Below are 24,144 nucleotides of genomic sequence, written 5' to 3'. Positions count from 1 at the left end.
CACCGACCGGCCGGGCCGGTCGGGTGGAGGCGCCCGCATCGTTCTCTCCGCCGTTCATCCGGAGTTGCCCGTGGCCCGTAATCCGGCACTCAGTCGCCGACCACTCGCGGTCCTGACCGCCGCCGCACTCACCGTCACCGGTGCCCTCGTCGCCAGCCCGGCGCCCGCCGCCGCCCCAGGCCACGCCACCGTGGTGGGCGCGGTGCCGTCCACCCTCACACCGGACATCGTGGACGGCACCGTCTTCGCCATCCACGACGCCGGGAGCAAGGTCGTCGTCGGCGGCTCGTTCACCGGGGTGGAGAACCGCGGCTCGGACGTGAAGATCCCGCGCAATTTCGTGCTGGCCTTCGACAAGGCCACCGGCCAGGTGGACACCGCGTTCGCCCCGGTGGTCGACAACGAGGTGCTGGACATTCTCGCCGGCCCCACCGCCGGCACCGTCTACCTCGCCGGCAAGTTCAACACCGTCAACGGGACGAACCGCCGCAAGCTCGCCCTGGTCAACCTGTCCAACGGCAGTCTGGTCGCGAGCTTCCCGAACCTGGCGTTCAACGGCCTGGTCAACGACATCGCCAAGGTCGGCAACCGGCTGCTGGTGGGCGGCATCTTCACCACCGCCGCCACCAAGCCGCGCGGCGGCCTCGTCTCGCTCGACGCCACCACCGGCGCGGTGGACGAGTACCTGACCGCCACGCTGACCGAGCACCACAACTACGACGGGGTGAGCGGCGCTAGCGCGGGCGTCGGGGCCGAGAAGCTGGCCGTCTCGCCCGACGGCACCCAGCTCGTGGTGATCGGCAACTTCAAGAAGGCCAACGGGGTGCTGCACGACCAGGTGGTCCGGCTCACCCTCGGCACGAGCGCGGCGACCGTCTCGGGCTGGAACACCAACCGCTACGAGCCGCGCTGCAACTACAAGGCGTTCGACTCCTACGTGCGGGACGTCAGCTTCTCGCCGGACGGCCGGTACTTCGTCGTCGCCACCACCGGCAGCCCGTACAACGGGACGCTCTGCGACGCGGTCGCCCGCTGGGACACCTCCTCCACCGGCACGGCCGTCCAGCCGACCTGGGTCAACTACAGCGGCGGCGACACGTTCCTCTCCGTCGGCATCACCGAGCAGGCGGTCTACGTCGGCGGCCACTTCCGCTGGGTGAACAACACCTCCGCCACCAACTCGGCGTACCCGGGCGCCGTCGCCCGGCCCAGCATCGCCGCGCTCGACCCGCTCAGCGGCCTGCCGCTGGCCTGGAACCCGGGCCGGCACCCGCGCGGCTACGGCGTGGCCGAGCTGCTGGTCACCGCGCAGGGCCTGTGGCTGGGCTCCGACCAGGAGTGGATCGGCAACTTCCAGCACCGCCGGGAGCGGATCGCGTTCTTCCCGCTCACCGGCGGCGCGGCCCCGCACTCCACCGCCACCACCACCCTGCCGGGCAACGTCTACTTCGCCGGGCCCGGCGCGACGAACACGATGCGCACCCGGGCGTACGACGGCATCCTCGGGGTGAGCAGCTCCGCGCCGGTCGCCAGCCCCGACGGCACCGCGTGGTCGGCCGTCCGGGGTGCCTTCTGGGTGGGCGGCACCCTCTTCTACGGGGTGCAGGGCGCGCTGTGGCGGCGCACCTTCGACGGTGCCGCCTTCGGCACCCCGAAGCTGGTCGACCCGTACCACGACCCGCTGTGGGACAAGGTGGTGACCGACTCCGGGCCGGAGGGTCAGACGTACGCCGGCAACACGGTGAACTTCTACCCGGAGCTTCCGAACGTGACCGGAGCGTTCTACACCAACGGCCGGCTCTACTACACGCTGACCGGCCAGAGCGGCCTGTTCTGGCGCTGGTTCAGCCCGGACAGCGGCACCGTGGGCGCGGACAGGTTCACCGTGGCCGGCGCCACCGGCTTCGCCGACGCCGGTGGGATGTTCGTCTCCGGATCCGGCATCTACCTGGTCAGCCGCAGCACCGGCAACCTCTCGTCGGCCGGCTGGGTCGGCGGGGCGCCGACGGGCGGCTGGACGACGCGCAGCGGCCCCCAGGTCGACACGATCGACTGGCGGGCCGCGGCGGTCTTCACCGGCCCCGACAGCCCGACCCCGCTGCCGACCAAGCGGATTCCGGTCAAGCGGACGCTCAGGCAGAGCCGCTGACCCCGAGCCCACGGCCCGGTCCCCGCCCGGGGGCCGGGCCGTGGGCGTTCCCGCCGGCAGCGTCCCTGGTCACCGGGCATCGCCCTACGGGGCCTCGGCTCGCTACTGTCGACGGGTGTCCACCGAGCCTCTCCGCTGCGCCGGCGCCCTGATCGTCGACGACGACGGCCGCATCTTCATCCAGCGACGGTCCCCGCAGCGGGTCCTGTTCCCCGACACCTGGGACATCGTCGGCGGCCACCTGGAACCGGGCGAGGAGATCGAGGACGCGCTGCGCCGGGAGGTCACCGAGGAGACCGGCTGGACCGTGTCGCACATCCTCGGCCCGGTCGGCGAGTACCGCTGGACCGGCGCCGACGGGCTGGACCGGATCGAGAGCGACTTCCTGGTCCGGGTCGACGGCGACCTGGGCCGCCCCCGGCTGGAGGTGGGCAAGCACACGGAGTACCGCTGGCTGGCCGAGCAGGACGTCGCCCTGCTGGACGAGCACCGCGACGTCAACGACGGGCTGATCCGGCGGATCGCCGAGGACGCCTTCGCGGCCCTGCACTCGATCGGTCTGTGAGCGAAGAGGTCGAGCTCGCGCCGCACCGGTTCGCCGGGCTGGTCGCCCCGGCGGTCGACCGGGTCTTCGTCGCCGGCATCCTCGCCGGCCACGACGGGGGCGGCGAGGAGCTGAGCCAGCGGTACGGCGGGCCGGCGGCCACCAGCTCCCTGGTCGAGTTCCGCACCCGGCTGGCCGCGCCGGGCGGGACCGTCGACCCGGCAGGCTTCGCCGCAGTGACCCGGTACCGGGACCCGGGGTCCTGCCAGCGGGCGCTGGACAAGCAGGTCGCCTACGGCATGCTGCACCGCCGCACCGACGGCTGCTTCTCCGCCACGGAACGCGGGCACACCTTCCTCGCCGAGATCTACCAGGTGCACGCCGAGGTGACCGAGGAACTGTGGGCCGGGCACCACGACCGGGTGCTCCGGCTGGTCGAGGCGCTCGGCCGGCTGCTCGCGTTCGCGCTGGTCGCGGCCGAGGAGGAACCGGGCTCGGCCGGCGAGGCGTTCGCCGTGATGGCGCCCCCGCACGAGCCCGACGGCGCCCCGCCGGGGCTGCTGCTGCTCAACCGGCTGGGCACGCTGCGCTACCACCGGGCCGACGCGCACGAGGCGGCGTGGGCGGCGGCCGGGCACACCGCGCTCAGCATCACCGAGCTGCCGGCCGGCCCGGAGCGGCTGGCCATCGAGCAGGAGACGGACCGACGGGCGGCGGGCCCGTACGCGGTGCTGACCGCCGAGGAGCGGCTGGCCATGCTCGCGGACCTGGCCGCGCTGCCGGGGTGAACCCCTGGTTGACGGCGGGCGTGATCCGTCCCGGCGCTATCCTCCACCGGTGACCCGGAGTCGTACGAGGGAGGCGGTCGCATGATCGGGATGGTGCTCGCGGCCGGTGCGGGGCGCCGACTGCGCCCGTACACCGACACCCTGCCCAAGGCGCTGGTGCCGGTGGACGGTGAGACCACCATCCTGGACATCGCGCTGCGCAACCTCGCCGAGGTCGGGCTGACCGAGGTGGTGGTCGTCGTCGGGTACGCCGCGGACGCGGTCGTCTCCCGCCAGGCGGAGCTGGAGAAGCGCCACGGCGTGCGGCTCAGCCTCGTGCACAACGACAAGGCCGAGGAGTGGAACAACGCGTACTCGCTCTGGCTGGCCCGGGAGCACTTCGCCCGGGGGGTCCTGCTGGTCAACGGCGACACCGTGCACCCGGTGAGCGTGGAGAAGACCCTGCTGGCCGAGCGCGGCCCGGGCATCCTGCTCGCGGTGGACACCATCAAGCCGCTGGCCGAGGAGGAGATGAAGACCACCTTCGACGCCGCCGGTCAGCTCACCCGGATCACCAAGCTGATGGACCCGGGCGAGGCGTACGGGGAGTACATCGGCGCGACGCTGATCGAGCCGCAGGTGGCCGACGCGCTCGCCGACGCCCTCGAGACGACCTGGCGACGGGACCCGAACCTCTACTACGAGGACGGCTACCAGGAGTTCGCCGACCGGGGCGGGGAGGTGCGGGCGGCGCCGATCGGCGACGTCTCCTGGGTCGAGGTCGACAACCACGACGACCTGGCCCGGGCGTGGGAGATCGCGTGCCGCTACTAGCCCGGACGGTGCTCACCCCGCTGCACATCGACGTGCGGCGGGGGGCCGTGGCCGACCTCGCCGCGATCCTCGCCGACGGCCGGATCTCCTCCGGCGGCGACGTGGCGGTGGTGGTCGGCCCGGGCCAGGGTGCGCAGATCGCCGAGCTGATCCGGCCGTCGCTGCGCTCCGCGGACGTGTTCACCGTGGCCGGTGGCACCCTGGAGGCCGCCGACGACCTGGGCGGCAAGCTCCGCGCCCGCTCGTACGACGCCGTGGTCGGCATCGGCGGCGGCAAGACGATAGACGTCGCCAAGTACGCGTCCACCCGGCGCGGGCTGCCGATGGTGACGGTGGCGACCAGCCTGGCCAACGACGGCATCGCCTCACCGGTGGCCAGCCTCGTCAGCGAGGGGATCAAGGGCTCCTACGGGGTGCACATCCCGATCGCGGTCATCGTCGACCTGGACTTCGTGGAGGCCGGCCCGGAGCGGCACAACCGGGCGGGCATCGGCGACGTGGTGAGCAACATCAGCGCGCTGGCCGACTGGGAGCTGGCCCGTCAGGTCCGGGGGGAGCCCGTCGACGGGCTGGCCGCCTCGCTGGCCCGGATGGGCGCCGAGGCCGTCCTCGCCCATCCCGGCGACATGACCGACGACGCGTTCGTCACGGTGCTCGCCGAGGCGCTGATCTCCAGCGGGCTGGCGATGGCGGTCTGCGGCACCAGCCGGCCGGCCAGCGGCGGCTGTCACGAGATCATGCACGCCGTCGACGCCCTCTTCCCCGGCACCGCCTCGCACGGTGAGCTGGCCGGGCTCGGGGCGCTGTTCTGCACCTGGCTGCGCGGGGACCGGCGGCGCTTCGGGGAGATGTCGGCCTGCCTGGCCCGGCACGGCCTGCCCCGGCTGCCGGCCGACGTGGCGCTCGACGACGACCAGTTCGTCGAGGCGGTGCAGTTCGCCCCGGCGACCCGGCCGGACCGGTACACCATCCTGGAGCACCTGGCGATGTCGCCTTCCGAGACGCGGGAGCGGCTGGCAGACTACGCCGGTGCACTCCGCGACCTTGGCTGAGCCGTCCCGCCCCTCCGTAGCCGACTTCCACCGGGTCAACCGGGGCGGCGGCCTGTTCAGTGAGTCGATCAGCCAGTGGCTGGGCGCGGTCTTCGCGCTGGTCGCCCAGCGGCTCGGGCTGCGCCCCACGGCGCTGTCCATCGCCAACCTGGTGCTCGGCCTGGCCGCCTCGGTGACCGTGGTGGCCCTCGCCGGCCCGGTCGCCGCCGGGGACGTGCCGGCCTGGGTGGTCGGCCTGGCCGCGCTGGTCGGCTGGCAGGTCGCGTACTCGCTGGACTGCGCCGACGGGCAACTCGCCCGGGTGACGGGGCAGGGCAGCGCGGCCGGCGCCCGGGTGGACGTGCTCTGCGACGTGGCCGCCCAGATCGCCCTGGTGGCCGCCCTGTCCGCCACGGCCGTGGCGCAGCGCCCGGAGACGCCGGCCTGGCTGGTCGCCGTCTTCGCGGGCACCTGGATGGTGAACCTGGTGACCTCGGTGATGCAGGCCGGCCCGAACGCGGCCAGCATGGTCACCTCGACCTCGCTGCCGGTCCGGCTGGCGAAGCTGGTCCGCGACTACGGCGCGGTGATCTTCGTGGCCGGGCTGGTGCTGGCGTTCGCCCCGGCCCTGGTGTTCTGGGTGATCGTGGCGTTCACGATCGTCAACGGCGGCTTCCTCCTGGCCAGCATCGCCTTCTCGGCCCGCGCCTCGCTCCGCTGAGCCGCCGGGACCTGTCTCGTCACATCCGGCTGCCAAGCTTCGACTGATCGCTCAAAGAGGAAACGTGCCCCGGCTCCGAAGATGGGAGCCGGGGCACTTCACTGCCTCATCGCTCGTGTCCGGTGCCCGGCGCCCGTCCCTATGGGCCGGGTCATCGGTCCGTCAGGGGCACTCACCGCCCGCACGCCCGCCGCTTCGGGGCGCAGACCCCTTCAGCCTTGTCTCAGGGCATCACCGTGTGCCAGTTCTTCTCGCAGTGGATGATCTTTCCGGCCGAGTTCGCGTGGCAGGCTCGGGAGTTCAGGTTCCCGATCGGATACGAGCTGTAGAAGTACGCCTTGGCCGTGCCGGCACCGTTGGTGGAGCAGTCCAGCACAGGGACGGTGCGGAAGTGCCAGTGGTCACTCTGCCATCCGCCGTGCGTGTAGGCGATCTCGATCGTCGCGCAGTAGCCGTCGGTGGCGGTGTCCTCCACGTACGCCTGGATCGCGGAATATTCGACGGAGGTGGTCCATTCGTCCACCTCTTGATATACGCCGCCAGCAGTGCTGCGCGCGTCCCCGGAGTATTTGTACCCGTAGCCGCCGGGGGAGTTGGTGTCGTAGAACCAGTCGTCGGTGCTGTGTGCGCTTGCCGCGCTGGGGACGGCGATCACCAGGCCCAACACTGCAACGAGCACGAGCGACATGCGTTTCACGGCTCTCTTCTCGTGTCTGGCCAGTCCGGCTGTGGACAGCAGTCTGGTGAGTCTCCGTACCATGGCGGGTTCCCTTCTCTGGAGCGAGAATCGGTCGTCGTTGCTGAAACCACCATCAGACCGTCGGGTATCGGCTGTCACCTTGCTTCGGTCTGAGCCGAAAGGCCACCATCGATGGGCGTTTGAGGAGAGTTGGCGCTGGTTCTGGATGGGAAGGGTCGCGGGTGGTCTACCGGATTCACTTCACGGCAGAGGACCTGGGACGCACCCGGCTGATGGGGTCGCCGTCGCCGCTGGTGGAGACCATGCGGGTGGTCCGTGGGTTGTGGAAGCCCTCGTTGATGCGGCATGTCCCCTGGACGGAGCCGGCGGTTCCACGTCTGCCGGCCGAAAGCCGCTTGGTCCTCGATCTGGCGCCGGCTCGTGGCTACTCGCCGAACTTCCTGTCCCTGGCACGGCTCGGCGGCGCGCAGGAGTGCCTGGAGCAGGTCCGGTCCACACCCCGGTCGCTGATCCGCCGGGAGATGACGCGCTTCGCCGAGGAACGGCCAGTGCCGGGCTGGGCACGCCGACTCGACGACGACCCGCAGGCCCTCCAACGCCTCGCTGATGCCCTCGGTCAGCTACACACCACGCTGATCGCCCCATACTGGGACCAGGTGACCGCCTGGGTCGCCGCCGACCGGGCCGCCCGGGCCCGGGACCTGGTCGACCACGGGATCGACCACCTGTTACGCCATCTGTGTCCGCCCCAGATCCGCTGGAACCCGCCCGTCCTGGAGATCCATACCGGGCTCACCGGCGAGCTGCATCTCAGCGGCCGCGGGCTGCTGCTGATTCCCTCGGTGTTCGGCTTCGGCAGGCCCAGCGTCGACTGCGACGCCGAACCCCAACCCTGGCTGAGCTTTCCCATCCCCCACAACGGGCAGCGCTTTCCCGGCACGCCGACGCCAGCGGAGTCGGAAGCGGCACCTCGGCAGATGGTCGCGCTGCTGGGCCGTACCCGCGCGACCGTCCTGCACGTCATCGCCCAGCAGCCCGGTTGCACCACCGGTGAACTTGCCGCCACCGCCCGCATCAGCGCCAGCAGCGCCAGCGAACACGCCACCGTGCTCCGGGCCGCCGGACTCATCACCACCACCCGCCGCAGGCAAAGCGTCCTCCACGTCCTCACCCCAACCGGCCGGTCTCTCCTCGACACGGGCCAGACCCGCGTTACTTCGGCTGGCCGGCGGTGAACCACACCGCAGCGAGGACGAGCAGGAACTGGCCGAGAGGCTAGCCCGCCCCGCCTCGGTGATCATGAAGTTATCGCCATCCGCTCCGGCGTTTTCTGCCGCTAACTTCATGATCACCGGCGGTCCCGGTCCGCCCTGCTCTCCTAGTCGCTCAACTCTCCGGCGGCGGTGGTTCGTCCGCTCTCCGGGCCTTCCACGGCTGATGTTCGGTGATCCAGGCTTCCACGTCCTCCACCAGCCAGACCGCCCCACCAGCCAACCGGTCGAAGGGCTCCGGGAAATCGGGTCGGCTGGTGAGCTGAACGACCCGGACGCGCGACACGCCCAGGCGCTCCTGAAGCTCCGCGCTCCTCAACTCCGTCCGGGACACCGCCGCCCCTGCGAGCGAGGTGGCTTAGCGGGGCGGGGCGGTAGCCGAGACGCCCGCGTACACGTCGATCAACTGGCGGGTGACCACGTCGGGGTGAAGGTGCGCTCGTAGCGGGCCCGGGCGGCCGGGGCGAGCCGCGCCGTGCCCGCGCGGGCCACCGGCAGGGCGGCGGCCATGGCGGCCGGCTCCGGGGGGCCACCACCCAGCCCGCCTCGCCGGCCTGCACCCCGACCGGCAGGGCGACGTGGCCCGCCCCGGGGTGGCCGTGGCGACGGCGGCCGGGCCGGTGCCGGCGGGCTCGCGCGGGGCGTCCGCGCCGAGGAGGTACGGGATACCATCGAGGGCGGTGCCGAGCACCGGACGGCCGCTGGCCAGCGCCTCGATGATCACCGTGGGCAGCAGCCAGACCGCCCGCCAACCGGTCGAAAGGCTCCCGGAAATCGGGTCGGCTGGTGAGCTGGACGACTCGGACGCGCGACATGCCCAAGCGCTCCTGAAGCTCCGCACTCCCGTACAGCGCAGCGGAAGAGCAGGCAGCGAACGACGAACTGTCGTAGCCGAACGGACCGGGCCCGCGGTTTCCCGCCGGGCCCGGTCGATGGTGGTACGTGTCGTCGAGGATCAGCTGTAGACGCCCCAGTACTGGCCCGAGTTGGGGCCCAACTGCCCAACGTGGCCGCCGTTCACCGGGGTGGCGTCCAGGCGGCTCAGCCGCAGGCCGCTCTTGTGGTTCTTACGCAGGTAGCCCTCCTGGGACCAGCCTTGCTCCAACGCACCGTAGACACAGGTCACCTGGACGGCGTGGGCGCCCGCCGCGATGCTGCCGCCCTCGATCGAGAGGCATTTGCCGCTCTTGGCGTTGACGAGCTGAGCGGATCCGTCCCAGTCCCAGCGCTGCTCGGCGCCACCATTGCAGGTCGCGACGATGACGTGGGCGCCATTGGCCACACTGGCGCCGGCGACCGCCAGGCACAGGTCGTAACCAGTTGGACGAAGCGTGAAGCCGCTGAGGACGGCGGCCTGCGCCGGTGCGGCCGTGGACAGCAGAACAAGGGCGGCGGCGAGGCCGGTCGCCACCCTACGGCTCTTCTTGAACACAGTTGCCTTTCGATGAACGGGCCGCGCCGGGACAGCCGACACGGGTCGCGCCTCGAGACTTTTGGCCAGCACGGAGGCATTCATGCCACCCCTCGGACTGGCTGGTTGGCAGCGGCCTTTTCGGACCGAACCATGATCAATATAGCGCCGGGGGGGGAAAAGCCGGGCAACGTTGTTTCCAGCTCGACAGACACCGTCTGCACCACCAGCCCGCCGTGTGTGTGCGGTCCGCAACACCCAGGGCGAGCGCAGCGGGTACGGGTTGTGCAGGTGCAGCACGTCCGGCCGGTGCTCGGTGATCAGCCAGCTCAACGCCGAGGCCAAGTGACGTTGGAGCACTGAGGGCGGCACCTGGCTGGGTGGGTCTGGCGGCACCCCTGATGTTGCGCAGGGTGGACCTATTTCCTACCGCCGAAGACCTTTGAGCGTGCCAGCCTGCGGTCCGGTAGTTACGCCCGGAGCAGCTCCACCAGGACGACAACGGCCCCGGCTACCTCGTGCGCGTCGACGACCTCGCCGAGCGGATCCCACCGCCGAGTGGCAGCAGCACAGCTGCTGGCGGCTGCCCAGCAGCCCGACGCCGACCCGGAGATCATCACGTTGACCGTCGCCGAGATCCGCCGACTCCTCAACGCCTTCGTCCTCGCCACACCCCTACCACCAGAGCACACCCTGCACTGGTCGATCTGGCGACGAACATTCCAAGCCCGAGCCCGACAATCCCACTACCAGCGCAGACTCGCTCACGACGTGTGGCCTCGTTTCGGGTAGGGCAGGGCGATTGCGAAGTCGGGCGGGAGCGCTTCGATCAGGAGGTCTCGGGGGTCCTGGCGTGGGCGCCGCTCCACGGCAGGTATGCGTCCCGGCCCCTGTGGAGCTGAGTCGGATACGACATCAGCCACGCCCGCCGCGATCGGCGATCGCAAGCGACGACCCGACGGGGCGGTGGGTAACGCGACGGCGGTGGCCCGACCGGCGATGATGACGTAAACGACTCAGCTCCATAGGCGCAGCCCACGGCATCGACCGCCTCGCCCACAGCTCCGCCCCGGCCACGGCCCCCCGGGCCAACCAGGGACGTGCTTGCCTGCCGCCGGAGACGTGGCCGTGCGTCTCCCGCCTCGACACACGCCCTGGCTAGGCGTCCTCGGCCTCGCTGAGGTCCTCCACCCGCACCGGCCGGTCCCGGTCGAACGTGACGATGATCCCGTACGGGTCGCAGATCGGCATGCTGTCCTCCGCGAACCGCAGATCCCACTCGTCGCCGGTGCGGAACGTCAGTTCCGGCTCCGACAGCGGCAGACCGTGCGGCTCCAACCCCTCGTACGCCGTTACGTGGTCCACGCTCAGCCCGAAGAGCCCCGGGTCCGCCAGCAGCGAGGCCCGCAGGTAGGCGAGCGCAGCGTGCACGTACCCGTCGAGGTTCTGCACGACGCCGCGGATCAGGCCGAGATCGATGCCCTCCGGGAAGTCCGGACCGCCGCGCTCACGCACCACGTAGACGCGCACGCCCCGCCCGCCGGCCCAGCGCACCGCCGGCTCCGCTGAGCGGTCAACCGAGAGAGGCGTACACGTCGATGAGCTGCCGCGTGACCACGTCGGGGTGGAAGGTGCGCTCGTAGCGGGCCCGGGCCGCCGGGGCGAGCCGCGCCGCGCCCGCCCGCGCCACCGGCAGCGCGGCGGCCATCGCGGCCGGCTCCGGGGCCACCACCCAGCCCGCCTCGCCCGCCTGCACCCCGGCGGGCAGCGCGACGCGGCCCTCCCCCGGCACGGCGGTGGCGACGGCGGCCGGGCCGGTGCCGGCGGGTTCGCGCGGGCCGTCCGCGCCGAGCAGGTACGGGATGCCGCCGAGGGCGGTGCCGAGCACCGGACGTCCGCTCGCCAGCGCCTCGATGATCACCGTGGGCAACACGTCGTGCCAGGTGGACGCAGCGATGATCACCGCGCTGGCCTCGATCGCCGCGCGCACCCCGGCACGGTCCAGCGGGCCGAGGTAGGTGACATCGGCGCGCTCGGCGGCGGCGGCCTCGGCCAGCGGGCGCAGCTCGCCGTCACCGGCGATGCGCAGCGGGCCGAGCGAGCCGTCCGGGTGTCGCCGCCAGGCGTCCAGCAGCAGGCCCAGCCCCTTCTCCGGGGAGAGCCGGGCCATGTACAGGAAGCCGTCGCCGAGCGGCGCGGGTGCCCCCGGGTCGGGGATGCCGTTCGGCTTCACCACGATCCGGTCCGCCGGGACACCGTAGTCGCGCAGGTGGTCGGCAACCGCCGAGGTGAGCGCGACGAACCGGTCCACCGACTTCCAGGTGCCCCGGTGCACCGCCAGCGTGGTGGCCATCAGCGCGCTCTGGGCCCGCGAACCCCGGTAGCAGCGGTGCACGATCGCCGGCACGCCGAGCGCCCGGCCCCGGCAGTCCTGGCAGATCATGCCGTCCCGGAAGTACAGCCCGGAGGAGCAGACCTGCCGGTAGTTGTGCACCGTCTGCACCACCGGCACGCCGTGCTTGTGCGCGGTCCGCACCACCCAGGGCGAGAGCAGCGGGTACGGGTTGTGCAGGTGCAGCACGTCCGGCCGGTGCTCGGTGATCAGCCGGCTCAGCTCCTGCTGGGCCCGGGGTGCGTAGATCGGGGAGACCGGCAGCAGCGCCTTGGCCGACTTCGGCATGGTCGGGATCTCGTCGGAGCTGCGCAGGAACGGCAGCACCTCGACCCCGGCCGCCGTGAGCTGGGCGATCTCCGCGTCGACGATCGTGTTCTCGCCGGAGGGTTGGGCTTCCCGGTACCGGTTGTGCGCCACCACGATTCTCACGGGAAAGAAGGCTACCGTTGGCTGATGCCTGAACTTCCCGAGGTGGAAGCGCTCGCCGGCTACCTGCGGGAGCGCGCAGTGGGGCGGCGCGTCGACCGGGTCGAGGTCGCCGCGATCAGCGCCCTGAAGACGTACGAGCCGGCGCCGGCCGCCGTGTCGGGCCGTACGGTGACCGACGCCCGGCGACACGGCAAGTTCCTGGACGTGGTGTTCGGCGACGACCTGCACCTGGTGGTGCACCTGGCCCGGGCGGGCTGGCTGCACTACCGGGAGTCGTTCCCCTCCGGTGGGCCGTTGCGCCCCGGCAAGGGGCCGATCGCCCTGCGGGTCCGGCTCGACGACGGCTCCGGCTTCGACCTGACCGAGGCGGGCACCCAGAAGAAGTTGGCCGCTTACCTGGTCACCGACCCGGCGGCGGTGCCCGGGGTGGCGAAGCTCGGCCCGGACGCGCTCGCCGCCGACCTGGCCACCTTCGCCGAGCGGATCCGTAGCCGCCGCGGCCAGGTCAAGGGGGTGCTGACCGACCAGACGGTGCTGGCCGGGGTGGGCAACGCGTACTCGGACGAGATCCTGCACGCGGCGCGGCTGTCCCCGTTCGCGCTGTCCGACCGGCTGACCGACGAGCAGGTCGCCGCCCTGCACGAGGCGACCCGCCGGGTGCTGGGCGACGCGGTATCCCGCTCACTGGGACAGAAGGCGGCGGAGTTGAAGGGCGAGAAGCGTTCCGGGCTGACCGTGCACGCCCGGGCCGGCCTACCGTGTCCGATCTGCGGTGACACGGTCCGGGAGGTCTCGTTCGCCGATTCCAGCCTCCAGTACTGCCCCACCTGCCAGACCGGCGGCAAGCCGCTCGCTGACCGTCGGTTGTCCAGACTCGTACGGTGAGTGACGACACAGGGTGGTTACGGAGTGGAATCGCCGGCCGAGCGCCGATCCTCCCGGTCCGCACCTCTACCGGGGCCGCCATCCATCGGTATAGTGGCTCGGTCCCCGGCTTTCGCACCTGAGGTGGAGCCGGCCGGATCCCACGCGGCACACCGGGCGAGAAGTCCCTCGGGTCTACATCCGGTGCGGGCCCCGCGTGGGAAACTGAACGGTGGGCGACCCGTGCCCTCACTGCGAGTGAGCGGCGCGCGTCATGCGGGAGGACATGGGTGAGGTGACGACAAGCCTCCAGCGCCCGGTAACCAGCGAAGGCCGGAGCGAACTCGTGCGGCACGTCGACAGCTTCGAGATCCAGCCGCCGACGCCGCCGTCACACAACGGCGTGCCCCGGTCGGCCTGGGCCCGGGCACGTCGGCGGGTGTCGCGCTGGCACCGGCCCTACACCACCGCCCTGCTCCTGCTCGACTTCGGGGCGGCGGCGCTGGCGAGCTTTCTCGCCATCCAGATCTTCGACCAGGCGGCCTCCGGCTTCTACGGCGTGGAGGAGGATCCCACCTGGTTCTACACGGTCGCCTTCGGTCTGCTGCCGCTCGGCTGGGTGGTGATCCTGTGGGGCAACCGGGCGTACGACCGCCGCTATCTGGGCCTGGGCCCGGACGAGTTCAAGCGGGTGATCCGGGGCGGCGTCGCGGTCGCCGCGACGGTCTCCTTCCTCGCCTTCGCCACCGTGACGCAGCTCTCCCGGTGGACGGTCGGCTTCGCGCTGCTCGGGGCGTTGCTGCTGATCCTGTTCGGCCGCATCCTGGCCCGGTCCACGCTGCACGCGCTCCGCCGCCGGGTCGGCCAGGCCGGGCACCGGATGGTGCTGGTGGGCACGCTCCCGGAGTGCCTGGAGGTCTACACCGCGGTCACCCGCAACCCGAGCGCCGGGCTGGTGCCGGTGGCCATCCACATCACCGACGGGTACGCCGCCGCCCGGGGCATGCAGACCCCGGTCCCGGTGTACGCCGGCCGGGACGTCCTCGCCCTGGTCCGGGAGGTCGGCGGCGACACGATCGCGGTCTGCGGCTCGGCCAGCGCCGAGCCGGGCGAGCTGCGCCGGCTGGCCTGGCAGTTGGAGGGCTCCGGCGTCGACCTGGTGGTGGCCCCGCAGCTCACCGACATCGCCGGCCCCCGGGTACACATCCGCCCGATCGAGGGGCTGCCGCTGCTGCACGTCGAGGAGCCGACCCTGTCGGGCCCGGCGCTGCTGGTCAAGAACCTGATGGACCGGGTCGCCGCCGGCGTCGGCCTGCTGCTGCTCGTCCCGGCCTTCCTGGCCATCGGCGTGGCGATCCGGCTCTCCGATCCCGGCCCGGTCTTCTTCCGCCAGCCCCGGGTCGGCCACGAGGGCCGCACGTTCCGGGTGTGGAAGTTCCGCACCATGTACGTCGACGCCGAGGACCGGCTGGCCGGCCTGGTCGACCAGAACGAGACCGACGGCATGCTGTTCAAGATTAAGGAGGACCCCCGGGTCTTCCCGGTGGGCCGCTTCCTGCGGGCCTCCTCGCTCGACGAGCTGCCCCAGTTGATCAATGTGCTCTGGGGCGAGATGTCGCTGGTGGGGCCGCGTCCGCTGCCCGCCGACGACGGCGACTTCCTCGGCGACGTGCGCCGCCGGCTGCTGGTCCGGCCGGGCATGACCGGGCTGTGGCAGGTCTCCGGCCGCTCCGACCTGTCCTGGGACGAGGCGGTCCGGCTGGACCTCTACTACGTCGACAACTGGTCCCTGGCGTACGACCTGAGCATCCTGTGGCGCACGGTGGGCGTGGTGTTGGCGAGCAAGGGCGCGTACTGACGGTCTTGGCGTAGCGGCCGGGACACGCCAGGATCGCTGCGTGGGTGGCAACGTCTCCGCCGTGGTCGGCGTGGTCTCGCTGGTGACCGCGCTGGCCGCGGCGCTGTACGCGGTGGTCCGGCTGCGCGCCCGACGGGGCATCGCCACCGCCACCCAGCGGGCCACCTACGAGGTGCTGCACACCGCCGGGCTGGCCGCCGAGTCGCTGCGGGCCGGCCTGAGCACGGCGGGCGCGGCGAAGGCCGTACGCCACCTGCGGGCCCTGGTCGGGGCGGCCGGGCTGGCCCTGACCGACCGGGACACCCTGCTCGCCCTCGACGGGCGCGGGACGCACCACACCGGCCAGCTCGTCGCGGCGGCCCGGCGGGCGGTCTCCGGCGGGCGGTCGACCGTGCTGGGGGAGCCGGAGCTGCACTGCGACCGGGTCGACTGCCCGGTCCGGGGCGCGGTGGTCGCCCCGTTGCGCGCCGACGGCCGGGTGGTCGGGGCGCTGGTCGCGGTCGCCGACGGCCCGCCCGCGCCGGGGCTGGTGCAGGCCACCCTGGAGACCGCGCACTGGGCCGGCAACCAGCTCGCCCTGGCCGAGCTGGACGCCTCCCGGGAGCGGCTGGCCAGGGCCGAGGTGCGCGCGCTGCGCGCCCAGATCAGCCCGCACTTCATCTACAACGCGCTGACCGCGATCGGGTCGTTCGTCCGGACCGATCCGGAGCGGGCCCGGGAGCTGATCCTGGAGTTCGCCGAGTTCACCCGGTACTCGTTCCGCGCGCACGGCGAGTTCACCACCCTGGCCGAGGAGCTGCGCTCGATCGACCGGTACCTGACCATCGAGCGGGCCCGGTTCGGCGACCGGCTCCAGGTGCGGTTGCAGATCGCCCCGGAGGTGCTGCCGGTGACGCTGCCGTTCCTCTGCCTCCAGCCGTTGGTGGAGAACGCCGTCCGCCACGGGTTGTCCCGCAAGCCCGGCACCGGCATGGTGAGCATCGAGGCCCGGGACGCGGGTGCCGAGTGCCACATCACGGTGGAGGACGACGGAGTGGGCATGGACCCGACGACGCTGACCGCCGGGATCGCCGAGCTGGCCGGGGCCGGCAGCGACCCGACCGACGACCCGGGCCAGCACGTCGGCCTCTCCAACGTCGACGAGCGGCTCCGCTCGGCCTTCGGGGACCGGTTCGGCCTGGTCGTCGAGACCGGCCTCGGCTCGGGTACGAAGGTGAGCATGCGGGTGCCGAAGTTCCACCCCGGCGTGCGGGCGGGCTCGTGACCGAGCGGTCCGGCCCCGCCGGGCTGGCCACCGGCGCCTTCCTGCGGGTGCTGGCGGTCGACGACGAGCCGCCGGCGCTGGACGAGCTGGCGTACCACCTGCGGGCCGACCCCCGGGTGGCCCGGCTGCACACGGCGGGGGACGCCACCGAGGCGCTGCGGGTGCTCCGCGACGGCGACGTGGACGTGGTCTTCCTGGACATCCGGATGCCCGGGCTGGACGGCATGGAGCTGGCCCGGGTGCTGCGCCGGTTCGCCCGGCCCCCGGCGATCGTCTTCGTCACCGCGTACGACGACGGCGCGGTGGACGCCTTCGACCTGGGCGCGACGGACTACGTGCGCAAGCCGGTACGGGCCGAGCGGCTGGCCGAGTCGCTGCGCCGGGTCGTCGGCGCCCGGGTGGTGCCGACGCACCCGGCGGCGCTGGCCCGGGCGGAGGAGGACCCGACGATCCCGGTCGAGCTGGCCGGCACCACCCGGATGCTGCCCCGCTCGGCGGTGCGCTGGGTGGAGGCGCAGGGCGACTACGCCCGGCTGCACACCGCCGACGGTTCGCACCTGGTCCGGGTCTCGCTGGCCACCCTCGCCGAGCGCTGGGCGGACGCGGGATTCGTGCGCATCCACCGGTCGTACCTGGTGCAGTTGAAGCTGATCGCCGAGCTGCGCCTGGTCAACTCCGGCTACGTCGTGGTGCTCGACGGCACGGAGCTGCCGGTCAGCCGGCGGCACACCAGGGAGCTGAAGGACAAGCTGGTCCGCGCCGCCAAGCAGGACTGGAACCGCTGAGCCGGGAACAGCCGAAACGCCGCCGTACGTTGTACGGTAGACGTCCGACTCCCGGGAGGCCACCGTGACCGTCATGGACCGCACCACCGACCCAGACCGCACCACCGACCTGGACCGCACCGTCGTCGTCGAAACCGGCGTCATCGAAACCGGCGTCATCGAAACCGGCGGCTTCGAAACCGGCGTCGAGTTCGACCGGCAGGTCGCCAACCTCGTCCGCCTCGGCTACCCGGCCCTCGCCGGCTGGACCGTCGACCGGTTCACCGAACTGGTCGCGCCGCTGCGGGCCGCCGCCGTGGCCGGCGCGGCCGAACTGCCGCCGCCCACCGAGGCGCGGGTGCCGTTCCTGCTGGTGGTCACCCGCGACCTGGTGCCCGTGCCGGACCGCCTCGCCCTGACCACCCTCGCCGGCAAGCGCAAGCCCGGCTTCCTCGACAGGAACTTCCCCCTCGACGACCTGCCGAAGTTCGAGCCGATCAGGGAGTTGGAGCTGCCGGCCGGGCCGGCCTACCTGCTGTTCGACGTCAACCGGGGGGAGGAGTTCCGCAACCTGACGCCCGCCGCCGCCGTCGAGGCGATGACGCCCGTCGGCCGGCTGCCGATCAGCATCGACGAAGGGATCGCCTTCGTCACCCACTTCCCGGCCGCGCTGGCCCCGAACAAGTGCTTCTCGCTGGTCGGGTCGCGGTGCGGGGACCGCCGGGTGCCGGCACTGTGGATCAGCCAGGGCGCGCCGAAGCTCGGCTGGTGCTGGCACGGCAACCCGCACACCTGGCTCGGCTCCGCCTCCGCCCGCCCCGAACGGATCGGCCTGGACTGAACCTACGGGGACCTTCGTCCCGTTCGTCCACGGCGACCTTGCCCGAAGGCTGGCTCACCCGCGTTGTCCACCGGGTTATCCACAGGTGTGGAGAGTTCTCCACAGGTTGTTCACAACGTGCCCCACCGATCTCCACGGCCCCTGCCTACAGTCACCTCCCATGAGGGAACGCAGGGTGCTGGTGGTCGAGGACGAGGGGACGATCGCCGAGTCGGTCGCCACCCGGCTACGGGCCGAGGGCTTCACGGTGGAGATCGCCGGGGACGGGCCCAGCGCCGTGGACCGGTTCCGGACCTGGCAGCCCGATCTCGTCGTCCTCGACGTCATGCTGCCGGGCTTCGACGGCCTGGAGGTGTGCCGGCGGATCCAGGGCGACCGGCCGGTGCCCGTCCTCATGCTGACCGCCCGCGACGACGAGACCGACCTGCTCGTGGGGCTGGCCGTCGGGGCGGACGACTACCTCACCAAGCCGTTCTCGATGCGGGAGCTGGCCGCCCGGGTGCACGTGCTGCTACGCCGGGTCGAGCGGGCGGCGGCCGGCGGACCCGCGACGCTCACCGTCGGCGACGTCGAGATCAACCAGGCCGAGCGCCGGGTGCTGCGGGACGGCGTCGAGGTGCACCTGACCCCCACCGAGTTCGACCTGCTGGTGCACCTCGCCGGCCGGCCGCGTGCGGTGCTGCCCCGGGAGCGGCTGCTCGCCGACGTGTGGGGCTGGGCGGAAGGCGCCGGCACCCGGACGGTGGACAGCCACGTGAAGGCCCTGCGCCGCAAGCTCGGCGCGGACCTGATCCGCACCGTGCACGGCGTGGGCTACGCGCTGGAGGCTCAGCCGTGACCACCGACCGGCTGGTGACCTGGCTGAACCGGGTGCTGCCCCGGCCGCTCGACCCGGTTCGCTCGATCAAGGTGAAGCTGGGCGTCCTGCTGGTCACCTCGGGCGCCGCCGGCCTGGCCTACTTCTGGCACGCCATCGGCTGGCTGCCCCCGATGACCTCGGCGACGGCGATCGGCCTGGCCCTGCTCACCTCGCAGGTGCTCGCGCACGGGATGACCTCCCCGCTGCGGGAGATGACCGCGGCGGCCGGGGCGATGGCCCGGGGCGACTACTCCCGGCGGGTCCGCGCCACCTCCCGCGACGAGGTCGGCGAGCTGGCCCACGCGTTCAACAAGATGGCCGCCGACCTCGCCGCGGCCGACCAGCGCCGGCGGGAGCTGATCGCGAACGTCTCGCACGAACTGCGTACGCCGATCACCGCGCTGCGGGGGGTGCTGGAGAACCTGGTCGACGGCGTCGCCCCGACCGAACCGGCCGCGCTGCGCACCGCACTGGCCCAGACCGAGCGGCTCAGCCACCTCGTCGCCGACCTGCTCGACCTGTCCCGGCTGGACGCCGGGGTGGTGCCGCTGCGCCGCACACAGATCGACGTCGCCGACTTCCTTGACGAGGCCGTGGAGCACGCGGCGGCGACCGCCGCCGGGGTCGGGCGGGACGTCCGCTTCCGGCTCGACCCGCTGCCGGCCCCGCTGACCGTGTACGCGGACCCGTCGCGGCTGCACCAGGTCTTCGCCAATCTGCTGGACAACGCCGCCCGGCACAGCCCGGCGGGCGGAACGGTGCTGGTCGGCGCGGAGGAGCGGGACGACCACCTGCACTTCGAGGTCACCGACGAGGGCGAGGGCATCCCGGTCGCCGAGCGCTCCCGGGTCTTCGAGCGGTTCACCCGGGGCGACCGGTCGGGGGGCGGCGGGACCGGACTGGGCCTGGCGATCGCGCGCTGGGTGGTGGAGCTGCACGGCGGCGCCATCGCCGTCCTGGACCCCCACCCACCCCACCCAGGCGCCCACCCCGGCTGCCGCATCCGCGTGTCCCTCCCCCACCCCACCCACCCCTAACCTCCCTCTCCGCCCTCCCCTCCCTCCCTCCCCCCTCCCCTCCCTCCCTCCCCCTTCCCCTCGGCGTCGATCAAGGAGTTGTGGTGCCCGACAAGAGCGACAAATCAGCAGACGTACCCCAGCACGAGTCCATGATCGAGGGGGGAGTGGCGGTCGCGAGCGGGCAGCAGGTGGTGGCGGGCGGTGGGGGGCAGGTGGCCTCCGGGGTGCCCCGGCCGGGGGTGCCGCCGCGGCCACCGTCCTTCTTCGAGCGGCGGTGGCCTGGGCCGAACGGGCCGGCCCGGCCCGTGGTACTCGGCGCGGTGGCCGTGGCCGCCGTGGTGGCGGCGTTCTCCGTCCCCTTCGACCGACCCGGGCTCGGCTGGCTGGTGGCGGTGCTCGCCGCGACCGCCGCGCTCGTCCCGGCCGGCACGGGACGCCGGGACCCCGCACCGGGCGGCTCGACGCACGGCCCGGTGCCCGATCCACCGCCCGGCCCGATCAGCTCCCCTGAGACGACGGTCCGAACCGCCGCCCGTCCCGACGCCACGGGGGCGCCGGGGCGGGCGGCGGGCCGAGCACCGGAACGGTTGGTCTGGGCCACCGCCACCATCGCCCTCGTCTCGGTCGGGTACGTCCGGGCGGCCGGCTGGCTCTTCGTGCTCTGCCTGCTCGCCGCCGTGGTCACCGGCGTCCTCGCCGTGGCGGGTGGCCGGACACCGCTGGGCATGCTCACGGCCGCTTCGATCACCCCGGCGGCCCCGTTCCGGGCGCTCTCCTGGGCGGGACGCGGGCTGCCCCGGTCCGGCCCCGGCGGATCGACGGTCGGGCGCGGCCTCGCCACCGTCGCCGCGTCGGTGGCGCTGCTGCTCGTCTTCGGCCTGCTCTTCTCCTCGGCCGACGCGGTCTTCGCCGACCTGGTGACGGACCTGCTGCCCGAGGTGTCGGTGGGCGCGACGGTCGGCTGGCTGTTCCGCTGCGCGCTGATCGGCGCCGGCCTGCTCGGCGCGGCGTACCTGCTGGCGGCGCCGGCCGACCTGGACGGGCTGCGGGCCGCCCCGGCCCGGCCCGTGCGCCGGCTGGAGTGGGTGGTGCCGCTGGCCCTGCTCGACGCGCTGTTCGCCGCGTTCGTGCTGGTGCAGCTCACCGTGTTGTTCGGCGGCTCCGCCCACGTGCTGCGCACCGCCGGCCTCAGCTACGCCCAGTACGCCCGGGGCGGCTTCTGGCAACTGCTGGCGGTCTCCGCCCTCACCCTGCTGGTGATCGCCGGGACCGCCCGGTGGGCGCCCCGGACCACCCGAGCCGACCGGCTCCTGTTCCGACTCCTGCTCGGCACGCTCACCGCGCTCAGCCTCGTCGTGGTCGCCTCCGCGCTGTACCGGATGCAGGTGTACGCCGACGCGTACGGAGCGACCCGGCTACGGCTGGTGGTGGCCGCCGTCGAGCTGTGGCTCGGGGCACTGTTCGTCCTGGTCGGCGTGGCCGTCGTGCGACTGCGGGCCGGCTGGCTGCCGCCGCTGGTGGTGGGTACGGCGGTGCTCGCCCTGCTCGGGCTGGCGGCCGTCAACCCGGACCGGCTGATCGCCGAGCGCAACGTCGACCGGTACCGGCTGACCGGAATGATCGACGTGGAGTACGTCTCCCGGCTCTCCGCCGACGCGGTGCCGGCGCTGGACCGGCTGCCCGAGCCGCTGCGCTCCTGTGCGCTGCGGGACATCGCCTTCGAGCTGCCGATCGACCACGTCCGGACGGCGAACCTGGGCCGGGCGGCGGCCCGCGAACTGCTGGGATCGGCGCCGACAGGGGCGACGGCCCTGACCTGCCCCACCCCCCGCTACCGGTGAGGCCCGGCACGCGGACGGCCGGCACGGACCCGGCACCGCGCGGTGGACGGCCACCGCACGGGCGCCCTTGACAATCCCGCCGATCGGGCGAGACTGCCGGGGTGGCCGCACCCGACGATCCCGTACCGCCACCCCGGGCCCCAGGCCCGGCCGGGTCACCGGACGCCCCGAGCCGGACGCCGGCGGCCCGAAGCGAAACACCGGGCCGGACGCCAGCGGCCCGAAGCGAAACACCGGGCCGGACGCCAGCGGCCCGAAGCGAAACACCGGGCCGGACGCCAGCGGCCCGAAGCGAAACACCGGGCCGGACGCCAGCGGCCCGAAGCGAAACACCGGGCCGGACGCCAGCGGCCCGAGGCGAAACGCCGGGCCGGACGCCGGTGCCCCCCGGCGGGACGGCCGGCCGGGCCCCATCGACCTGCAGCGGGACGCCCGGCCGGCCGCCGGTGACCGTGACCGGGCCGTCGGGTCGGGTGCCGGTCGTGCCGGGCCGGACCCGGATCGTGCTGGCCGAGGTGTCCCGCCGGGAGCCCGGCGCGGACCGGGCCCGGGCCGAGCTGGCCCAGCAGACCCGGGTGGGCGAGGCGCTGGTCCGGGGGCTGGTCCGGGCCCAGCTCGCGTTGGCGCTGCGGCTGAGCCTGGTGGTGCTGATCGGGCTGGGCGGCCTGCCCTGGCTGTTCGCCATCGCACCGGCGGTGGGCCGGGTCACCGTGTTCGGGGTGAACCTGCCCTGGCTGCTGTTGGGGGTGGTCTCCTTCCCGTTCCTGATCGCGGTCGGCTGGGCGTACGTGCGGCTGGCGGAGCGCAACGAGCAGGACTTCACCGACCTGGTCCAGCGGCCGGAGCGCTGAGATGGCCAACGGGTACGTCGTTCCGGCGATCGTCGCGGTCACCCTGGTCACCGTCGGGATCGGCTTCTACGGGCTGCGGCTGGCCCGCACCACCTCCGACTTCCTGGTCGCCTCCCGCTCGGTCAGCCCGACCTGGAACGCCGCCGCGATCGGTGGCGAGTACCTGTCGGCGGCGAGCTTCCTCGGCGTGGCCGGGCTGATCCTCAAGTACGGCGTGGACGTGCTCTGGTACCCGGTCGGCTTCGCCGCCGGCTACCTGGCGCTGCTGCTGTTCGTGGCCGCACCGCTGCGCCGCTCCGGCGCGTTCACCCTGCCGGACTTCTGCGAGCTGCGGCTCGGCTCGCGCCGGCTGCGCACCCTGGCCACCGTGTTCGTGATCTTCATCGGCTGGCTGTACCTGGTGCCGCAGCTCCAGGGGGCGGGGCTGACCCTGGCCACGCTGACCGGGGCTGCCTACCCGGTCGGAGCGGTGCTGGTGGCGGTGGTGGTCACCGCGAACGTCGCGCTGGGCGGGATGCGGGCGATCACCTTCGTCCAGGCGTTCCAGTACTGGCTGAAGCTCACCGCGCTCGCCGTACCCGCGATCTTCCTGGTGTTGCAGTGGCAGGCCGACGCCCGCCCGGCGGTGACCCCGCCCGACGGGCCGGCGTTCCGGACCGCGACCACCGTCGTGGTCGAGCACCGCGCGACCCTCACCTTCCCCGACGGCGACGCCCGGGAGGTACGCCCCGGCGACCGTCTCGACTTCGCGGCCGGCGACCCGGTGCCGCAGGTCTCCGGCACGGCCATCGACGCCGCCGACTGGCTGCTGCCGGACACCGCCGGGGACGACGACCGGGGGCTGTTCGCCACCTACTCGCTGATCCTGGCCACGTTTCTGGGCACCATGGGGCTGCCGCACGTGCTCGTCCGGTTCTACACCAACCCGGACGGCGCGGCGGCCCGGCGCACCACCCTGGTGGTGCTGGCTCTGGTGGGCGCGTTCTACCTGCTGCCCACCCTGTACGGGGTGCTGGGCCGGATCTACACTCCGCAACTGCTTGTCACCGGGCAGACCGACGCGGTGGTGGTGCTGCTGCCCGGGGCGGCGCTCGGGGACGGCACGACCGGCCGGCTGCTCGCCGCGCTGGTCGCCGCCGGGGCGTTCGCCGCGTTCCTGTCCACCTCGTCCGGGCTGCTCACCAGCGTGGCCGGGGTGATCTCCACGGACGTGCTGGGGCGCGGCTCGGTACGCGGCTTCCGGCTGGCCACGGTGATCGCGGGCGGGGTGCCGGCGCTGCTCGCGCTGAACGTCTCGGGGCTGGACGTCTCCCAGGTGGTCGGCCTGGCCTTCGCGGTCGCCGCGTCCAGTTTCTGCCCGCTGCTGGTGCTGGGCATCTGGTGGCGCGGCCTGACCGACGTGGGCGCCGCCGCCGGGGTGCTGGTCGGCGGCGGCGCGGCCGTCGGGGCGGTGCTGGTGACGGTGCTCGGGCCGCCACTGTCCGGCTGGCCGGCCACGCTCACCACGCAGCCGGCCGCCTGGACGGTCCCGCTCGCCTTCACGGTCATGGTCGCGGTGTCGGCGGCGACCCGCCGCCGGCTCCCCGCCGACATCGCCGGCACCATGCTCCGCCTGCACTCCCCCGAGGCGCTGCGCGCCGAGGGAAGGGCCCCTTCCTGACGCCCGCCGTAGCGGGAGGAGGGCGTGCTGCCCCTGGACGGCCTGGTCAGCCGCGCGCCGGACCCAGCCTC

General features: G+C 73.1%; 22 protein-coding genes and 1 pseudogene. 18 read left to right on the top strand and 5 right to left on the bottom strand.

Annotated features, from left to right (window positions below; all coding sequences use genetic code 11):
* The first annotated feature begins 70 nt into the window (after window positions 1-70).
* The 6 genes from OOK41_RS03180 to OOK41_RS03155 all read left to right on the top strand — a co-directional run bounded on the left by OOK41_RS03180 (window position 71) and on the right by OOK41_RS03155 (window position 6,046).
* Complete coding sequence (locus OOK41_RS03180; RefSeq protein WP_266262904.1) at window positions 71-2,149, top strand: hypothetical protein; 2,079 nt, start codon at window positions 71-73, stop codon at window positions 2,147-2,149.
* A gap of 115 nt (window positions 2,150-2,264) precedes the next feature.
* Window positions 2,265-2,714 (top strand): NUDIX hydrolase, encoded by a 450-nt coding sequence (locus tag OOK41_RS03175; RefSeq protein ID WP_207892706.1) that lies wholly within the window; start codon window positions 2,265-2,267, stop codon window positions 2,712-2,714.
* Complete coding sequence (locus tag OOK41_RS03170; protein ID WP_266262903.1) at window positions 2,711-3,481, top strand: hypothetical protein; 771 nt, start codon at window positions 2,711-2,713, stop codon at window positions 3,479-3,481. The genes OOK41_RS03175 and OOK41_RS03170 overlap by 4 nt, the downstream gene beginning before the upstream one ends.
* Before the next feature lie 81 nt (window positions 3,482-3,562).
* Window positions 3,563-4,294 carry a phosphocholine cytidylyltransferase family protein gene (locus OOK41_RS03165; RefSeq protein ID WP_266262902.1) on the top strand — a complete coding sequence of 244 codons (732 nt, stop codon included), beginning with the start codon at window positions 3,563-3,565 and terminating at the stop codon, window positions 4,292-4,294.
* On the top strand, window positions 4,282-5,346 hold the full coding sequence (locus OOK41_RS03160) for an iron-containing alcohol dehydrogenase family protein (protein WP_266262901.1): 1,065 nt from the start codon (window positions 4,282-4,284) through the stop codon (window positions 5,344-5,346). The genes OOK41_RS03165 and OOK41_RS03160 overlap by 13 nt, the downstream gene beginning before the upstream one ends.
* A complete protein-coding gene (locus tag OOK41_RS03155; RefSeq protein ID WP_266262900.1) occupies window positions 5,324-6,046 on the top strand; it encodes a CDP-alcohol phosphatidyltransferase family protein in 723 nt (240 codons plus the stop codon). Before OOK41_RS03160 ends, OOK41_RS03155 begins: the two co-directional genes overlap by 23 nt.
* Window positions 6,047-6,269: 223 nt before the next feature.
* Here the strand turns inward: OOK41_RS03155 and OOK41_RS03150 are convergent, their stop codons facing one another.
* On the bottom strand, window positions 6,270-6,725 hold the full coding sequence (locus OOK41_RS03150; protein WP_266262899.1) for a hypothetical protein: 456 nt from the start codon (window positions 6,723-6,725) through the stop codon (window positions 6,270-6,272).
* A 242-nt stretch (window positions 6,726-6,967) separates the two neighbouring features.
* Here OOK41_RS03150 and OOK41_RS03145 point away from each other — a divergent pair, with 242 nt between their 5' ends.
* Entirely contained in the window at window positions 6,968-7,981 is a 1,014-nt protein-coding gene (locus OOK41_RS03145) for a helix-turn-helix transcriptional regulator (protein ID WP_266262898.1), read from the top strand.
* A 394-nt stretch (window positions 7,982-8,375) separates the two neighbouring features.
* Here the strand turns inward: OOK41_RS03145 and OOK41_RS03135 are convergent.
* Both OOK41_RS03135 and OOK41_RS03130 read right to left on the bottom strand, forming a co-directional pair.
* A pseudogene (locus OOK41_RS03135) lies at window positions 8,376-8,753 on the bottom strand (glycosyl transferase family 1); the annotation flags it as partial.
* Between the two features lie 219 nt (window positions 8,754-8,972).
* Window positions 8,973-9,428: an RICIN domain-containing protein gene (locus OOK41_RS03130; protein WP_266262897.1), complete on the bottom strand. Its 456-nt coding sequence runs from the start codon at window positions 9,426-9,428 to the stop codon at window positions 8,973-8,975.
* 558 nt (window positions 9,429-9,986) lie between these two features.
* Here OOK41_RS03130 and OOK41_RS03125 point away from each other — a divergent pair.
* Window positions 9,987-10,220 (top strand): hypothetical protein, encoded by a 234-nt coding sequence (locus OOK41_RS03125; RefSeq protein ID WP_243639483.1) that lies wholly within the window; start codon window positions 9,987-9,989, stop codon window positions 10,218-10,220.
* A 366-nt stretch (window positions 10,221-10,586) separates the two neighbouring features.
* Here the strand turns inward: OOK41_RS03125 and OOK41_RS03120 are convergent, their stop codons facing one another.
* A complete protein-coding gene (locus OOK41_RS03120; RefSeq protein ID WP_117668224.1) occupies window positions 10,587-10,982 on the bottom strand; it encodes a hypothetical protein in 396 nt (131 codons plus the stop codon).
* 19 nt (window positions 10,983-11,001) lie between these two features.
* Window positions 11,002-12,252 carry a glycosyltransferase gene (locus OOK41_RS03115; RefSeq protein WP_266262896.1) on the bottom strand — a complete coding sequence of 417 codons (1,251 nt, stop codon included), beginning with the start codon at window positions 12,250-12,252 and terminating at the stop codon, window positions 11,002-11,004.
* A 24-nt stretch (window positions 12,253-12,276) separates the two neighbouring features.
* On the opposite strand from OOK41_RS03115, the gene OOK41_RS03110 reads away from it, so the two are divergent.
* From OOK41_RS03110 to OOK41_RS03065, 10 genes are all read left to right on the top strand, one after another.
* A complete protein-coding gene (locus tag OOK41_RS03110; protein WP_266262895.1) occupies window positions 12,277-13,137 on the top strand; it encodes an Fpg/Nei family DNA glycosylase in 861 nt (286 codons plus the stop codon).
* 265 nt (window positions 13,138-13,402) lie between these two features.
* The gene (locus OOK41_RS03105; RefSeq protein ID WP_266267720.1) at window positions 13,403-14,974 is read left to right on the top strand and encodes a sugar transferase; all 1,572 of its coding nucleotides are present in this window, start codon (window positions 13,403-13,405) and stop codon (window positions 14,972-14,974) included.
* Between the two features lie 40 nt (window positions 14,975-15,014).
* The gene (locus tag OOK41_RS03100) at window positions 15,015-16,238 is read left to right on the top strand and encodes a sensor histidine kinase (RefSeq protein ID WP_117668220.1); all 1,224 of its coding nucleotides are present in this window, start codon (window positions 15,015-15,017) and stop codon (window positions 16,236-16,238) included.
* 23 nt (window positions 16,239-16,261) lie between these two features.
* Entirely contained in the window at window positions 16,262-17,023 is a 762-nt protein-coding gene (locus OOK41_RS03095; protein ID WP_117668296.1) for a LytTR family DNA-binding domain-containing protein, read from the top strand.
* A 73-nt stretch (window positions 17,024-17,096) separates the two neighbouring features.
* Window positions 17,097-17,843 carry a DUF5701 family protein gene (locus OOK41_RS03090; RefSeq protein ID WP_266267719.1) on the top strand — a complete coding sequence of 249 codons (747 nt, stop codon included), beginning with the start codon at window positions 17,097-17,099 and terminating at the stop codon, window positions 17,841-17,843.
* A gap of 160 nt (window positions 17,844-18,003) precedes the next feature.
* Window positions 18,004-18,681 (top strand): response regulator transcription factor, encoded by a 678-nt coding sequence (locus OOK41_RS03085; protein WP_266262894.1) that lies wholly within the window; start codon window positions 18,004-18,006, stop codon window positions 18,679-18,681.
* The gene (locus OOK41_RS03080) at window positions 18,678-19,739 is read left to right on the top strand and encodes an ATP-binding protein (protein WP_266262893.1); all 1,062 of its coding nucleotides are present in this window, start codon (window positions 18,678-18,680) and stop codon (window positions 19,737-19,739) included. The genes OOK41_RS03085 and OOK41_RS03080 overlap by 4 nt, the downstream gene beginning before the upstream one ends.
* Before the next feature lie 83 nt (window positions 19,740-19,822).
* The gene (locus OOK41_RS03075) at window positions 19,823-21,562 is read left to right on the top strand and encodes a DUF4153 domain-containing protein (protein WP_266262892.1); all 1,740 of its coding nucleotides are present in this window, start codon (window positions 19,823-19,825) and stop codon (window positions 21,560-21,562) included.
* Between the two features lie 482 nt (window positions 21,563-22,044).
* Window positions 22,045-22,413: a hypothetical protein gene (locus tag OOK41_RS03070; protein ID WP_353962198.1), complete on the top strand. Its 369-nt coding sequence runs from the start codon at window positions 22,045-22,047 to the stop codon at window positions 22,411-22,413.
* 1 nt (window position 22,414) lies between these two features.
* Complete coding sequence (locus OOK41_RS03065; RefSeq protein ID WP_266262891.1) at window positions 22,415-24,073, top strand: cation acetate symporter; 1,659 nt, start codon at window positions 22,415-22,417, stop codon at window positions 24,071-24,073.
* The last annotated feature ends 71 nt before the right edge of the window (window positions 24,074-24,144 follow it).

The organism is Micromonospora sp. NBC_01655 (genome assembly GCF_026339755.1).
Lineage (GTDB): Bacteria > Actinomycetota > Actinomycetes > Mycobacteriales > Micromonosporaceae > Micromonospora.
Note: the sequence above shows the minus strand (reverse complement) of the source record. Positions and strands in the feature narration are given on the sequence as shown.

Bases quoted from the DNA above. Each gene is read 5' to 3' on its own strand.
- OOK41_RS03165 (WP_266262902.1), top strand. From the start codon at position 3,563: ATGATCGGGATGGTGCTCGCGGCCGGTGCGGGGCGCCGACTGCGCCCG.
- OOK41_RS03110 (WP_266262895.1), top strand. From the start codon at position 12,277: ATGCCTGAACTTCCCGAGGTGGAAGCGCTCGCCGGCTACCTGCGGGAG.
- OOK41_RS03105 (WP_266267720.1), top strand. From the start codon at position 13,403: ATGGGTGAGGTGACGACAAGCCTCCAGCGCCCGGTAACCAGCGAAGGC.
- OOK41_RS03090 (WP_266267719.1), top strand. From the start codon at position 17,097: ATGGACCGCACCACCGACCCAGACCGCACCACCGACCTGGACCGCACC.
- OOK41_RS03085 (WP_266262894.1), top strand. From the start codon at position 18,004: ATGAGGGAACGCAGGGTGCTGGTGGTCGAGGACGAGGGGACGATCGCC.
- OOK41_RS03065 (WP_266262891.1), top strand. From the start codon at position 22,415: ATGGCCAACGGGTACGTCGTTCCGGCGATCGTCGCGGTCACCCTGGTC.